We start from the raw sequence: 12944 nt of genomic DNA on the forward strand, positions 1-12944 counted from the left end.
AAGTCCGGTGCTCTATCCATCTGAGCTACAGGGGCCGGCGCGCCATGGTGCCATGTCGGCACCGTCCCCTTCGGTGACCGCTGCACCTCGGGGACGATCCGCGCGCTCGGACGACCACATTCGTACCCGAGGGGCCGAGCGCGACGCCGCACGGTGGGCCGCCGGAAGGATTCGGAGGCTCCGATCCGACCGCCTATGCTGGCCCGCTGCACGGTGGCCGTAGCTCAGGTGGTTAGAGCGCCAGGTTGTGGCCCTGGAGGTCGGGGGTTCGAGTCCCCTCGGTCACCCCACTGCCGCCCACGCCCGGCCGGTCCGCCGGGTGTGGGCGGCTACCATCGCCACCCCTCGCGCCTCTAGCTCAATGGCAGAGCAACGGACTCTTAATCCGCAGGTTCTGGGTTCGAATCCCAGGGGGCGCACCACCAGGAGAACCTTGTGCGGAAAGCGATCCGGTCCGAGGCGTACCGTGGGTTGTGCCAGATGCTGCGCAAGCGTCGTCGAGGACTTGACCTCACTCAGGCCCAGCTCGCAGCGCGTCTCGGGCTCGCACAGACGGTCATCAGCCAGATCGAAGCAGCTCAGCGGAGGCTGGACATCCTGGAGCTCGCTCAGCTCTGCGACGCGCTCGACCTCGATTTCCTGCACACCATCGACGTGTTCCGGACTGCTTACGACGACGAGAGCAAAGGCGCCCCCAGGTAGCCGGCCTCACCGTGGCGATCAGCCCCGACCTGGCTGCGTCCACCACGGTGTCAACGACTGCTTGCCGGAGGGCCGGACCAGGTTGGGGACGCCGGGCGGGGGGAAGGGGTCGGGACGATGGGCGTGGACGATGACCTCGAGGCCGGCACCTCGACCGTGCCCGAGGCGGCCGACGAGCGCGCCGAGCGCCGCGGGCTCTGGATCCGTCGCGCCACCCTCACCGCCCTGACGGTGTTCGTGCTGCTGGGGGCGACCGGCCAGTTGGGCGTCCGGTCCGGGACGGCCTCGGCGTCCGACGGAGCCCTCACCGCCACCCTGACCTACCCGCACGTGGCCCGGCCGGCCCTGGCCGTGCCCTACCACCTCGTCATCCACCTCGACGCTCCCCCGCAGGACCAGATCGAGGTGCGCATCTCGTCCCGGTTCATCGACTCCTTCGACGAGAACGGCCGCTCGCCGGAGCCGGCCGAGAGCAGCACCGATGGCGACGAGGTCATCTGGACCTTCGACCCGCCCGATGGCGACACCCTGACCGTGAGCCTCGACACCCGGGTGGAGCCCGGCGTGCAGTGGCGCCGCACCGGGACCACGTCGGTCACGGTGGGCGACGACTCGGTGTCGCTGGACCACACGATGTGGGTCCTCCCCTAGGAGCAGCCATGGAGATCGTCCTGCGCAGCGTCGTCGTCTTCGTGCTCCTGTGGGTGCTGCTGCGCGCCATGGGCAAGCGCGAGCTGGCCGAGGTCACCGCCTTCGAGCTGGTCATCCTCGTGATCCTCGGCGACATCGTCCAGCAGGGCGTCACCCAGGAGGACATGTCGGTCACCGGAGCCGCCCTGGCCGTGTCCACCATGGGCCTGCTGGCAGTGGGCACGTCCGTGGTCGGCCGGCGCTACCGGGCCGTCCGGCCGCTGCTGGAGGGCCGGCCCTCGATCGTGGTGCACGACGGCCGGATCCTCGACGACGTCCTGCGCCGCCAGCGCATCCCCCGGGCCGAGCTCGACGAGGCCGCCCGCAAGCGGGGCCTCCCCGACCTGGCCGACGTGGCCTGGGGCATCGTCGAGACCGACGGCACCTTCTCCTTCGTCGAGCGCAGCGCCGACACCGCCGACCAGCTCGACCCGCAGGAGGGCCAGCACTGACCGGGTCAGGGGCTCTGGCGAGCGATGCGATGCCCCGCCCGGAGGTCGAACACCGGCCCGGCTCGGGCGCGGCGCGGCCCGGGACGGGGGCGGCATCACGACCGGGGCCGGTCGCCGCGGCGAAGGGAGCGGGGGGAGCTGGCGGCGGTGCGGAGGCGGCCGTCGCGGTAGCGGACGCCGCCCCGGGCCAGGCGGCACCCGACGGCCAGCCACGAGGTCACGGCCCGCTCCCCCACCCACAGCGGGGCCCACAGGGCGCTGGTGGCCGGGTACCAGCCCCGCCCCCCGCCCCGGCGCCGCCCGGCCTCGGCCAGCGCCACCGCCCCGACGGCCAGGGCCAGCACGGCCCGGCGACCCCCAAGCACGGCGACGGGTAGGACGGCCAGCTCGGCGGCCAGGTGGGCCGGCCGGGCCAGCTCGTCGTAGGCCTGCCGCACCCGCTGCTCGGCGAAGCGGCGGGGCTGGGGCGGGTCCCGCGGCACGACCAGGGCCAGGTCGACGGCGGTGCGGCCGCCCCGGGCCGCCAGGGTGCGCTCCAGCTCGAGGTTCTCGAACAGCACGTCGCCCCGGTAGCCGCCATCGAGCAGGGCGGCCCGCCGCACGACCAGCGTGCCGGGCCAGTCCCCGCCCACCGCCCGCTGGACCAGGCTCCGGGCCGTGTCCCACCGGGCCACCGGCGTCAGCGGGCGGTAGCAGTTCTGCGGCCGGAGGGCGGCCAGGCCCTCGGCCTCCATGCGGGCCAGGGCCCGCTCCAGGGTCGGCCGGTCCCAGTGCACGTCGTCGTCGGCCAGCACCACGACCTCCTGGCCGGCGGCCCGGGCCCCGGCCAGGACGCCACCAACCTTGCCGTTCGGCGTCCGGTCGGCCTCGGCCAGCTGCACCCGGCGGACGGTCGGGGGCCACGCCCGGGCGTGGGCCTCCTGCACCTCGGGGGGCGAGCCGTCGGCCACGATCACCTCGGCCACCTCGCCGGCCAGGCGCCCCAGCCGGTGGCCCAGCTCCGGGACGGGGTGCTCGGTCCGCAGCGGGACGACCACGCTCAGGGCCAGCGGCGCCGCGGCCTCGACGGGCGGGGTGGCGGGCAGAGCGGCCGGGTCCAGCGGGAGCACCAGGGTCACCCCCGTCGCTGCCCCGGCCGGCGGTCGCTCACACAGGCGCGGATCTTCGGTTCACCGCCGCCGGCCCGGGCAGCAGGGCGCCCACCCACCGGCGCGCAGGAGGATCCATGGGCTTCAACCCGCTCGAGCACGAGGGCATCCCGGTCGACCAGCAGTTCCGCAGCTGGAAGGAGCTGAACGTCGACCCGCTCCCGGCTCGGCCCGACGACCCCTACACGATGACCCGGGTCATCCTCATGAACGGGATCGAGGTCGAGGCGGCGATGTTCTCCCACCAGTTCGCCCGCCACACCGACAACCCCGAGATCAAGCGGTCCCTGGCCGTGAGTCGGCGGATCGAGCAGCAACAGCAGAAGGCGGTGAACTGGCTGCTGCCGGGCGAGAACTCGGTCCTGGAGACCACCATCGGCTACGAGCAGGTGGCCGTGGACCTGACCGCCTGGCTGGCCCGCAACGAGCCCGACCCCCACCTCAAGCAGGCCCTCGACTTCGCCCTGCTGGAGGACTTCGACCACCTGTACCGCTACAGCAACCTCTACGAGATGATCCAGAGCGGGCGGGCCGCCGAGCTGACCAAGGGCCTGACCGAGATCACCCCGGGCCGCCCCACCTTCGCCCACCACCGCCATCCCGTGGACGAGCTGCGCCGCCACTACGCCACCCAGACGGTGAACCCGCTCTCCCGCCTCCACGTCATGACCATCGTCGCCGCCGAGCAGCAGACGATGAACTACTACATGAACACCGGGCCCGACTTCATCGAGCCCATCGCCCGCAGCCTCTACCTGGAGATCGCCCAGGTCGAGGAGCAGCACGTCTCGCACTACGAGTCGCTGCTCGACCCGCTGGACTCGTGGCTGGCCAACCTCCTCTACCACGAGGCCACCGAGGTCTACCTGTACTGGTCCATGTTCCAGCAGGAGTCCGATCCGCGGGTGAAGCAGCTGTGGGAGCTGCACCTGAACTTCGAGATCGGCCACCTCCAGGAGGCGGCCCGGATGCTGCGGCGCTTCGAGGGCCGGGAGCCCGAGGAGTTGCTGCCGCCCGAGCTGCCCGGCATCCCGCTCACGTTCGAGACCAACAAGGACTACGTCCGCTCGGTGCTGGCCGCCCAGCTCGACCTGCGGACCGACGAGGAGGACTACGTCCCGGTCGACGACCTCCCCGCCGACCACCGCTTCTTCGCCTTCCAGGACAAGGCCAACGGCGACGGCGTGCCCAGCGAGGACGTCATCACCCAGAACGTGGAGGCCAACGGCCGCGACTACCGGGACGAGACCGAGGGACCGAACCCCATCGTCGACCTGCGCCAGCCCGCCGGCCAGGCCTGAGAGGAGCACACGACATGCCGACCAACGCCGCCTACCACCTCGGGGCCACGTCGAAGCCCATGCCCATGGTGTATGTCGACCCCGAGCGGGCTGTCACCGACGAGCAGCTGGCCGCCGTGGCCGAGGGCACCGGCCTCAACGGGGCCTTCATCGCCGACGTGCTCTCCGACGCCCTCATGCACGAGCGCTGCGGGTTCCACCTGTACCGCTCGGTGGCGGGGCGCACCAACAACCCGATCCTGAAGCGCCGCTACCAGGAGCTCGGCGACGAGACCCTCACCCACGTCACCGTCCTGGAGGAGCTCATCGCCGCCGTGGGCGGCGACCCCGGCTACGTGAGCCCCGCGGCCCGGGGCACCGAGAAGCTGGACATGGGCGCCCTGGAGGGCTCGTTCATGCTGTCCGGCTCGGTGGACCTGATGACCCAGGAGCTGATGATGCTCAACGCCGTGGTGCTGGCCGAGGCCATCGACCACGCCAACTGGGAGACCATGGCCGCCCTGGGCGCGGCCTGCCCGGACGGACCGGTGAAGGACGCCATGGTCCGGGCCGTGGAGCAGGTCCTGCCCCAGGAGGAGGAGCACGTCACCTGGGCCCGCGACATGCGCCAGCGGATGATCCTGCTCCAGGCCCAGAGCAAGGCCATGACCCGGGTGGGGGCCACCATGGAGACGATGGTGGCCAGGATCAGTTCCATGTTCGACGACGCGCCGGTACCCGGCTGACAGCCCCGATCGGCCGCAGCGCCGCCCGGCTACAGGTCGGGCAGGCGCTGCGGCAGGCCGACCAGGGGCCGGAGCGGGTCCCCGGTGGTGGCCAGGCGATCGAGCACGGTGCGCACCGTCCACCGGTCGGGGGCGAGGTCGGGGTCGTCCAGCTCCTCCCAGGCGATGGGCACCGAGACCGGCGCGCCCGGGGCGGGGCGGGTGGTGAACGGCGCCACCAGCGTCTTGTTGATGGCGTTCTGGGTGTAGTCGAGGCGGGCCAGCCCGCCCCGGTCGCGCTTGGTCCAGGCCCAGCTCACCATCTCGGGCACCACCTTCCCCACCGCCCGCGAGATGGTCTCCACCCACCCCCGGGTGTCGTCGAAGGACGGCCCGGGCGCCACCGGGATCCAGATCTGGATGCCCCGCTTGCCGGTGACCTTGGCCCCGGCCTGCACGCCGACGCGGTCGAGGGCCACCTTGTGCAGGCGGGCCAGGACGATCACGTCGTCGAAGGTGCTCTTGGGCCCGGGGTCGAGGTCGATCAGCGCCCAGGTGGGCTGGCGCCAGGCCGAGGCCGGCGACGTCCAGGGGCTGAGCTCGAGGGCCGCGTAGTTGGCCAGCCAGGCCAGGGCGGGCGGGCTGTCGGCCACGATGTAGGTCTGGGTATCGCCCGGATCCGCGTCCGGGTAGGTCCACCGGGTGATCCACGACGGCGCGTGCGACGGGGCTTCCTTGTGCCAGAAGCCCGGGCGTTCGACCCCGTCGGGGAAGCGGAGGGTGTTCACGGGCCGGTCGTAGAGGTACGGCAGCAGGGCCGGGGCCACGCGGGCGTGGTAGCGGATCACGTCGCGCTTGGTCACCGCCTCGCCGCCCTCCCGCCCCGGGAACAGCACCTTGTCCAGGTTGGTGAGCTTGAGGGTCCGGCCCTGCAGCTCCCACTCGCCCTTGGCCCCCAGCGCGTCGAGGGCGGCCAGCTCGTCGGGGGTGGGCGGGTCCCACGTGGGGATCTCGGGCCGGGCCCCGTCCGCCATCGCCTCGTCGCCGGGCCCGGCCCCCCCGGTGACCAGGCCCTCGGTCGAGGACCAGGTGGCGTCGCCGGCGGCCCGCACCTCGTCGTTGGTGCGGCCGGTCTTGACCGAGGTGGGGTGGTCCTCGGCGTCCCAGCCGGCCACGGCGTGGTCGTCGTGCTTGTGGAGGAGCAGCCAGTCGTCGCCCCCGCCCTTGCGCACGAAGACGAAGCGCCCGGCCAACCGCTCCCCGGCCAGGTCGACGTGCAGGTCGCCACCCTCGACCGCGGCCAGCGGGTCGTCACCCTTCGCCAGCGACCACGTGCCCCAGTCCCAGACGATGACGTCGCCCCCGCCGTACTCGCCGCGGGGGATGGTGCCCTCGAAGTCGAAGTAGTCGAGTGGGTGGTCCTCGACGTGCACGGCCAACCGGCGGGCGTCGGGGTCCAGGGTGGGACCCTTGGGGACGGCCCAGCTGACCAGGACCCCGCCCATCTCCAGCCGGACGTCGTAGTGCAGGCGCCGGGCTCGGTGGCGCTGGACGACGAAGCGGTGGCCGTCCCCGGCCGGCGGCGGGCCGGCGCCCGCCGGCTCCGCCGTGACCGAGAAGTCCCGCTTGTCCCGGTAGCGCCGGAGCCGGTCCTCGTCCGGGGGGGTCATGCCCACAGGTTGCCCGGCGGGCCGCCCCCCCGGGGTGATCAGGAGCCGGTGACCTGGTCCTTGGCCCCCTGGGCCCGCTCGGTGACCTGCTGCTGGGCCTCCTGGGCCCGCTCGGTGACCTGCTGCTGGGCCTCCTGGGCCTGGTCGCGCACCTCGGACATGGCCTCGGTGGCGGCCTCGCGCGCCGCGCCGGCCACCTCCTGCCCCATGGCGGTGGCCTGTTCCTGGAGGGGATCCAGGACCTTGCCGGCCACCTCGACCTCCTCCCGAGTGGGCGGGGCCATCGACCCGACCAGGACGCCGAGGCCGAAGGCCACGGCTCCCGCGGCCAGGGGGTTGCCCTCGGTGCCCTGCCGGATGCGGTCGGGCGCCTGGGCGACCTGGTCGCCGAGCGACGAGGCCGCCTCGGACACCGCCGAAGCCGCGCCGGACACCGTGGAGGTGGCACCCGAGACGCCCGAGCTGGCGGCGCCCACCGCCTGGCGTGGGGGCCCCATGACCTGGTGGCGGACACGGGTGGAGACTCGACGCACCTTGTCCATGCGGCGACCCACCACCCGCCCGGGACTGACCCGGTCGCCGATGGCGTCGACCGTGCCCGTCATGCGGGCCCGGGTCTGCTCGATGTCGTGCCTCAACTCCGTCGTTCGCTCAGCCACTGCGCGTCCTCCTTGAGGGTCTGGATGGTCTGCTCCGGCGCCGGGTCCAGCGCCTTCGCCTCGGCCCGTCCCCGCTGGGCGAGGACGGCGGCCGCCGCGCCGAGCACGGCCGTGACGATCAGGAAGGCCAGCCACGTGGGCATGACCTCGTCCAGGGCGAAGCCCAGGGTCAGCACCAGGCCGATGCCGGCCAGCAGGGCGACGACGGCCGCGGCCCCGAAGGCCGCTCCCGCCCGCCCGGCCTTGCGGCCCTCGATCTTGAGCTCCTCCTTGGCCAGGTCGACCTCCTGGCGGAAGAGCGTGGACAGCTCCTGGCTCAGCTCGCCGAGCAGCTCGGGGAGCGAGCGTTCGGGGCGCAGCGGCTCGTCGCTCATGCGCCACCCACCCATCCGGCGGTGGAGCCGCCGGGATCGGTGCCGGGCATGGCCGGGGGCGGCGGCGGCGACGGGACCGGCGGAGGCAGCGGCGCGGCGGGCGCCGGCATGCCGGCCGCCGGGGTGGGGGTGACAGCACCGTTGCCGTTGCCGTCGCCCTCGTCGGATCGGGCCTCTCGGCCGGCCCGGGCTAGCCGGCCCACCAGCACGCCGGCGGCGGCGGCCCCGGCCAGGAAGACCACCGGCCGGCGGCGGGCCATGTCACCGACCTCCTGCACGACGCCCTGGACGCCCATCTCCTCGGCCCGGTCGGCCATCCGGCCCAGGTGCTCGCTGGCCTGCCGGGCCAGGTCTCGGGTCCGGCCGGCATCGTCGGGCCGGCCGTCGCACAGGGCCTCCAGCTCGTTGGCCGTGCCCCGGGCCGCACCGGCCAGGTCGCGCAGGCGCTGCTCGAGCTGGTCGCGCACCTCGCCGGTGGCGGAGTCGAGGACGCCGCGGGCCTGCTCCACGGCTTGGCCGCCCACGGAGGCGGCCTGCTCGGCGGCGGTGCCCATCACCTCCCGGGCCTGCTCGGCGGCGGTGGAGGCCACCTGCCGGCCCTCGTCGGCGGCGGTGCGCATCGTGTCGGTCGTCGTGTCGGTCATCGGGGCTCCTCGTCGGATGGCTGACGTGGTCGCTGCGGTCGTGGGGCCCGACTGCCCGCGGCCCCAGGCGGTGAAACGTGCGCCGCCGAGCACGATGCGACGTCAGCGGAGCGGTTGGACCCGCCGATCGCGCTGCTTCAGCAACAAGTGGACCGATCACTAACCGCAAACATCCTTACGCCTCTTGACCAACCACGAGCCGTGGGACTTGACGCACTAGATGTTGCCGTCTTCACCACATCTCAACATTTTCCCCCTTCGCGCACGGGTCGCAAGGGCGGTTGTGGTTGCTTCGCCCCCAACGACTTCTCGCCGGACGCCCCACATCCGTTGCGGCCAGAACCTGCGAGCACCGACGAGATCTTTGGCGGCGACACCGAGACACTTGCGTATCGAGTCACCACTCAAACGTCGGAGAAACGACAACACAACAACGTCATCTGCAACATCATCGAAGTGGAGGGACCAAAGGTGATCGAGACGTCACGCTACTCATGGGAGGGCGCTGAGGAGGTCGAGGGTCTCCGCGAGCTCAAACGATCAGTGGACGAGAACCGCAAGAGGATCCTCGCTCACCCCATCTACAACGAGCTGGACACCGTTGCGGATCTTCGCATCTTCATGAGCTACCACGTCTTCGCGGTGTGGGACTTCATGTCTCTGCTGACCGCCCTCCAACGGCGGTTCACGTGCGTCGACATCCCCTGGCGACCACGAGGTGCGCACCTGGCCCGCCGCCTGGTCAACGAGATCAAGCTGGTCGAGGAGAGCGACGGCATCGACGGTGAGTACGTCAGCCACTTCGAGCTCTACCTCGATGCCATGGACGACATCGGGGCCGACACCACCACCATCCGGACCTTCCTGGACCGCATCGAAGCCGGTGTCGACGTGCCCGAAGCCCTGCGCCAGGCGGAAGTCCCCGAGGCCGTGGCCAGCTTCGTGGGCACGACGTGGGACGTGGTGCAGACGGCACCGGATCACGTGATCTCGGCCATGTTCGCCCTCACCCGGGAGGACCTCATCCCCGACATGTTCGAGCGGGTGGTGGCCGGTGCCGCGCACGAGGACAGCCTGGCCAAGTTCCTCACCTACCTGCACCGGCACATCACCGTGGACGCCGAGGAGCACACCCCCATGGCCATGGCCCTGCTCCAGAGCCTGTGCACCGACGACGAGCACTGGAACGAGTGCGAGAAGGCCAGCGGCCGCTGCCTGGACGAGCGGCTGAACCTCTGGACCGCCGTCCACGACGCCATCGTCACGGAACGAGAGCTGGTGGCCCCATGACCATGACGCAGAAGCTCATCATCGACGGCCTGCTGGTCGTCGGGTTCGGGGTCCAGCACTCCATCCTCGCCTCCCTACGGGTGAAGCGGGTGGTGAAGGCCAAGACCCGCATGGAGGCCCTGGCCTGGCGGTCGGTCGAGTCCCTCACCAACGCCGTGTACATCCTGGCCGCCGCCGCCCTGTGGCAGCGGACCGGCGACGTAGTCTGGGCCTTCTCGGGCACCGCCATGGTGGCCGTGGGCGCCGTGGCCGTCGTGTCCTGGCTCTGGTACTGGCAGCTCCACCTGTTCGAGGCCGACTGCGGCCTCGCCTTCGGAGCCACCACCCTGGTGGCCCACATCGCCCGGACGGAGCAACCCAAGTCGGTGCCGTGGGCGGTGGGGAGCCGGCGGTGGATCCGGTTCCCGGTCCACACCGCCTTCTTCGGGATGTTCTTCTTCCTGCCCACGATGACGGCGGACCTGCTGGTCCTGGCCATCATGGCCAACCTCTACAACATCATCGGCAGCATCCTGTACGACAACCGGCTCAAGACCCTGGCCGGCGAGAGCTACATGCGCTACGTGAACGTCACGGGGCTCATGTTCCCGCCCGTCTACCGGGCCCCGCGGGGGGCCAAGGGCATGGACATGCCCGGCCCCCACCACTGGCGCCGGCCGCTGGTGCACACGTCCGGCGTCGTCGCCGGGTTGGGCATCGGCCTGCTGTACCTGGCCATCATCGGCCCCCGGGCCACCTCCGGCCGGGACATGCTCGTGGCCGGCCTCACCGCCGTGCTGGCTGCGGTCCTGGTCGGGGTCGTCCTGGGCAACCTCCGGAAGCCCGACCGCACCGTGGACTGGCACCAGCAGCAGACCGACCTGGCCACCACCATCTCGCTGGCCTCGGCCCTCGGCGTCGTCAGCTGGGCCGGGTTCGGCTGGATCAGCTCCGGGCAGGCCCCGTACTTCGCCGCCTTCCTCCCGCTGTGGTTCATGGTCCAGTACCTCGGGCACGTGATCGCCTTCCTGGCCGCCCGCCAGAAGTGGTCGGCGGACGTGGTGCCCCTCGAGGTCCCGGCGGATGCGCCTGCGCGGGAACCCGCCCTGGTCGGCCTGGCCGAGCCGGCCGCGGCCCGGGGCAGCCTCTCCGCCTCCTGAGCGCCACGCCCGTCGTCGGGGGGCGACGACGGGCACCGGCCGCCGCCCGGGGCGTCACCTCCGTTTCCCCTGCCCCCTTGGGGGCGAGTGGGCGAAGGTGACGCCTCAGGACGGCCGCCGCGACGCCACCCGGCCCGGCCCGTGAGAACGGGACCGGGCCGGGCCCGCGTCGGCTGCTCGGGCTGGGTGTACCGCGACTGGCGGGGCCCGGTGTACCCGGCCGACCTGCCCCAGCGGGCGTGGTTCGCCTGGTACGCCGAGGCCTTCGACACCGTCGAGCTCAACAGCACCCACTACCGGCTGCCGGCGCTGTCGACCGTGCAGGGGTGGGCCGCCCAGGCCCCACCCGGCTTCTGCTACGCGGTGAAGGTCGGGCGCTACGGCACCCACCGCAAGAAGCTCCGCGACGCAGCCGTGTGGCTGCCCAACCACCTCGACCGGGTGGCTGCCCTCGGCCCCCACCTGGGGCCCCAGCTGGTCCAGCTGCCACCGCGGTGGCGCCGGGACGTGGGCCGCCTCGACGAGCTGCTGGCGGAGGCGCCTGGCGACCTGCGGTGGGCCGTCGAGGTGCGGGACCCGTCGTGGTTCCACGACGACGTCCTCACCTGCCTGCAGCGCCACGGCGCCGCCCTCTGCCTGCACGACCTCCTGGCCGGCCACCCGTGGGAGCTGACCACCGACTGGACCTACGTACGCTTCCACGGGCCCCGAGCCGTCGACGAGCCCTACCGGGGCCGGTACGGCGGGCGCCGGTTGTGGCGGGCCGCTGACCGGTTGGGCGCCTGGCAGGCCTCCGGCACCGACGTGTTCGCCTACTTCAACAACGACTACGAGGGCCACGCCGTGACCGATGCCCGCTGGCTGCGGGAGCGCCTGGCCGGGTCCCGGGCCGGAACCGCGTCCTGAGCGCCCGGTCGGCGGACAGGGGTCAGGCGCCGTCCCGGCGGGTCGGGCCGACCGGGTCCTCGGCGTCGGGTCCCGCCGGGCGGTCCGTGGTGGCGTAGAAGCGCTCCGAGGCGGTGTCGCGGCCGGAGGCGTCGGCCGGATCGTCGTGCCCGGCGGTCTGCTCCGGATGGTTGACGTGGCGCGCCAGCCAGACCGACGCCGCCACCACCAGCATCACCACCAGGGCCACGAGGAGGCCCTCGGCCCCGCCCATCAGGCCGGAGCCGTCGGGGAGAGGGCGGCGGCCGGCACCGGGGCCGGAGCAGGGGCGGCCGGACGGGGGGCCCGGGCCGCCCAGGGCAGCACCACCGCCACCTCGGGCGGGAGGAACCGGCGTAGGAGCTGGCGCCCGCTGAGCCGGGAGCAGGCCACCTCCACCTCGGCCCCGGCCGCCGAGGCCACAGCCACCAGGCGGGCCACCCGGACCATCTCGGCCGGTACCATGGTGAGGCCGCTCACATCCAGCGTGACCACGGCGTGGCCCACCACCACGGACGACAGCTCCACGCCTCGTCGGGCCCACTCGGCCTCGTCGGCGGCGCCGTCGATGGCCACGTGCAAAGCGGCGCCCCGCGAGATGAGCTGGTCGACCACGGGCCCTCCTGGTGTCGTGCGGGCCTCCCTGCCCGCCCGGCGCAGGAGTGAAACCTCGGCGACCGGCGATCAGGAGGCGCGGCGGACCGCGGCCCGCAGCTCCCGGGCAAAGGCCTCGGGGTCCTCGACCGTCACCGTCACCGCCGGGTGGCGCAGGAGGTTGGACGGCAGCAGGACGGGGACCCGGCGCCGGAAGCGGACGCAGGCCCCGGCCCGGGTGGAGGTGGCGAAGGTGAGGCCCCCGTCGGACAGGGACAGGTGGGGCGGGCCGGCCACCTTGAGCCAGCTGTAGGGCCCGGTGACGGTCACCTCGTCCACGTTGGCCAGGGGCGTGCGCAGCGACCAGGGCCCGAAGCGGACACGGAGGTCCTCCTCCCCCACCACCACCTCGGCGGTTCGGGGCATCACCCCCACCGCCAGGGCCGGCACCACCATGGAGCGCTCGAAGTGGAACGGGAACCGGGTGGTCCGGGGGATCGAGGCCGCCGGCCGGGGCGGGGGCCCGCTCGGCTTGTCCTGTTCGACCTCGGGGTGGTGGCCGGGCCGGTTGGCCTCCGGCACCGGGCCCGCGGACTCGTCCGCACCGCTGCGGGTGCTCGGGGAGCGGGGGGGCATGCGTGTCCTCCGTTGGG

General features: G+C 72.9%; 16 protein-coding genes and 2 tRNA genes. 10 read left to right on the forward strand and 8 right to left on the reverse strand.

All coding sequences use genetic code 11. The annotated features are described in order from the left end of the window. Positions 1-213: 213 nt before the first annotated feature. From VEW93_07765 to VEW93_07785, 5 genes are all read left to right on the forward strand, one after another. Positions 214-290: transfer RNA gene (locus tag VEW93_07765), tRNA-His, on the forward strand. A 57-nt stretch (positions 291-347) separates the two neighbouring features. Continuing rightward, positions 348-422 (forward strand) — tRNA-Lys (locus VEW93_07770). A 58-nt stretch (positions 423-480) separates the two neighbouring features. Continuing rightward, positions 481-702: a helix-turn-helix transcriptional regulator gene (locus VEW93_07775; protein HYI61688.1), complete on the forward strand. Its 222-nt coding sequence runs from the start codon at positions 481-483 to the stop codon at positions 700-702. Positions 703-825: 123 nt separating this feature from the next. Further along, positions 826-1353, forward strand: a complete 528-nt coding sequence (locus VEW93_07780) for a hypothetical protein (protein HYI61689.1) — start codon at positions 826-828, stop codon at positions 1351-1353. 8 nt (positions 1354-1361) lie between these two features. Then, a complete protein-coding gene (locus VEW93_07785) occupies positions 1362-1844 on the forward strand; it encodes a YetF domain-containing protein (GenBank protein HYI61690.1) in 483 nt (160 codons plus the stop codon). A 95-nt stretch (positions 1845-1939) separates the two neighbouring features. On the opposite strand, the gene VEW93_07790 is transcribed toward VEW93_07785, so the two are convergent. Next, positions 1940-2962: a glycosyltransferase family 2 protein gene (locus VEW93_07790; protein ID HYI61691.1), complete on the reverse strand. Its 1023-nt coding sequence runs from the start codon at positions 2960-2962 to the stop codon at positions 1940-1942. A 107-nt stretch (positions 2963-3069) separates the two neighbouring features. Between VEW93_07790 and VEW93_07795 the strand changes: the two genes are divergently transcribed. After that, positions 3070-4293 carry a hypothetical protein gene (locus tag VEW93_07795; protein ID HYI61692.1) on the forward strand — a complete coding sequence of 408 codons (1224 nt, stop codon included), beginning with the start codon at positions 3070-3072 and terminating at the stop codon, positions 4291-4293. 14 nt (positions 4294-4307) lie between these two features. After that, the gene (locus VEW93_07800; GenBank protein HYI61693.1) at positions 4308-5018 is read left to right on the forward strand and encodes a ferritin-like domain-containing protein; all 711 of its coding nucleotides are present in this window, start codon (positions 4308-4310) and stop codon (positions 5016-5018) included. Positions 5019-5047: 29 nt separating this feature from the next. Here VEW93_07800 and VEW93_07805 read toward each other — a convergent pair whose 3' ends face one another. From VEW93_07805 to VEW93_07820, 4 genes are read right to left on the reverse strand one after another with little or no spacing between them, the layout of a single operon-like run. Beyond that, positions 5048-6667 (reverse strand): DNA polymerase ligase N-terminal domain-containing protein, encoded by a 1620-nt coding sequence (locus tag VEW93_07805; protein ID HYI61694.1) that lies wholly within the window; start codon positions 6665-6667, stop codon positions 5048-5050. A gap of 38 nt (positions 6668-6705) precedes the next feature. Then, positions 6706-7305 (reverse strand): DUF3618 domain-containing protein, encoded by a 600-nt coding sequence (locus VEW93_07810; GenBank protein ID HYI61695.1) that lies wholly within the window; start codon positions 7303-7305, stop codon positions 6706-6708. Next, positions 7302-7700, reverse strand: a complete 399-nt coding sequence (locus VEW93_07815) for a phage holin family protein (GenBank protein HYI61696.1) — start codon at positions 7698-7700, stop codon at positions 7302-7304. Before VEW93_07815 ends, VEW93_07810 begins: the two co-directional genes overlap by 4 nt. Beyond that, the gene (locus VEW93_07820) at positions 7697-8344 is read right to left on the reverse strand and encodes a hypothetical protein (GenBank protein ID HYI61697.1); all 648 of its coding nucleotides are present in this window, start codon (positions 8342-8344) and stop codon (positions 7697-7699) included. Before VEW93_07820 ends, VEW93_07815 begins: the two co-directional genes overlap by 4 nt. Positions 8345-8815: 471 nt before the next feature. Here VEW93_07820 and VEW93_07825 point away from each other — a divergent pair, with 471 nt between their 5' ends. The 3 genes from VEW93_07825 to VEW93_07835 all read left to right on the forward strand — a co-directional run bounded on the left by VEW93_07825 (position 8816) and on the right by VEW93_07835 (position 11679). Then, positions 8816-9634: a DUF3050 domain-containing protein gene (locus VEW93_07825; GenBank protein ID HYI61698.1), complete on the forward strand. Its 819-nt coding sequence runs from the start codon at positions 8816-8818 to the stop codon at positions 9632-9634. After that, positions 9631-10773, forward strand: coding sequence for a hypothetical protein (locus VEW93_07830; GenBank protein HYI61699.1), 1143 nt, complete (start codon positions 9631-9633; stop codon positions 10771-10773). The genes VEW93_07825 and VEW93_07830 overlap by 4 nt, the downstream gene beginning before the upstream one ends. Before the next feature lie 141 nt (positions 10774-10914). Further along, positions 10915-11679, forward strand: coding sequence for a DUF72 domain-containing protein (locus tag VEW93_07835; protein HYI61700.1), 765 nt, complete (start codon positions 10915-10917; stop codon positions 11677-11679). A 22-nt stretch (positions 11680-11701) separates the two neighbouring features. Here the strand turns inward: VEW93_07835 and VEW93_07840 are convergent, their stop codons facing one another. From VEW93_07840 to VEW93_07850, 3 genes are all read right to left on the reverse strand, one after another. After that, on the reverse strand, positions 11702-11932 hold the full coding sequence (locus VEW93_07840; GenBank protein ID HYI61701.1) for a hypothetical protein: 231 nt from the start codon (positions 11930-11932) through the stop codon (positions 11702-11704). Then, positions 11932-12312 (reverse strand): hypothetical protein, encoded by a 381-nt coding sequence (locus VEW93_07845; protein HYI61702.1) that lies wholly within the window; start codon positions 12310-12312, stop codon positions 11932-11934. The genes VEW93_07840 and VEW93_07845 overlap by 1 nt, the downstream gene beginning before the upstream one ends. Before the next feature lie 69 nt (positions 12313-12381). Further along, entirely contained in the window at positions 12382-12927 is a 546-nt protein-coding gene (locus VEW93_07850; protein ID HYI61703.1) for a hypothetical protein, read from the reverse strand. Between the last annotated feature and the right edge of the window lie 17 nt (positions 12928-12944).

It is taken from the genome of Acidimicrobiales bacterium (genome assembly GCA_035630295.1).
Taxonomy (GTDB): Bacteria; Actinomycetota; Acidimicrobiia; order Acidimicrobiales; family Iamiaceae; genus Iamia.

Bases quoted from the DNA above. Each gene is read 5' to 3' on its own strand.
- VEW93_07850 (HYI61703.1), bottom strand. From the start codon at position 12,927: ATGCCCCCCCGCTCCCCGAGCACCCGCAGCGGTGCGGACGAGTCCGCG.
- VEW93_07775 (HYI61688.1), top strand. From the start codon at position 481: ATGCTGCGCAAGCGTCGTCGAGGACTTGACCTCACTCAGGCCCAGCTC.
- VEW93_07805 (HYI61694.1), bottom strand. From the start codon at position 6,667: ATGACCCCCCCGGACGAGGACCGGCTCCGGCGCTACCGGGACAAGCGG.
- VEW93_07840 (HYI61701.1), bottom strand. From the start codon at position 11,932: ATGGGCGGGGCCGAGGGCCTCCTCGTGGCCCTGGTGGTGATGCTGGTG.
- VEW93_07800 (HYI61693.1), top strand. From the start codon at position 4,308: ATGCCGACCAACGCCGCCTACCACCTCGGGGCCACGTCGAAGCCCATG.
- VEW93_07795 (HYI61692.1), top strand. From the start codon at position 3,070: ATGGGCTTCAACCCGCTCGAGCACGAGGGCATCCCGGTCGACCAGCAG.
- VEW93_07830 (HYI61699.1), top strand. From the start codon at position 9,631: ATGACCATGACGCAGAAGCTCATCATCGACGGCCTGCTGGTCGTCGGG.
- VEW93_07815 (HYI61696.1), bottom strand. From the start codon at position 7,700: ATGAGCGACGAGCCGCTGCGCCCCGAACGCTCGCTCCCCGAGCTGCTC.
- VEW93_07820 (HYI61697.1), bottom strand. From the start codon at position 8,344: ATGACCGACACGACGACCGACACGATGCGCACCGCCGCCGACGAGGGC.
- VEW93_07785 (HYI61690.1), top strand. From the start codon at position 1,362: ATGGAGATCGTCCTGCGCAGCGTCGTCGTCTTCGTGCTCCTGTGGGTG.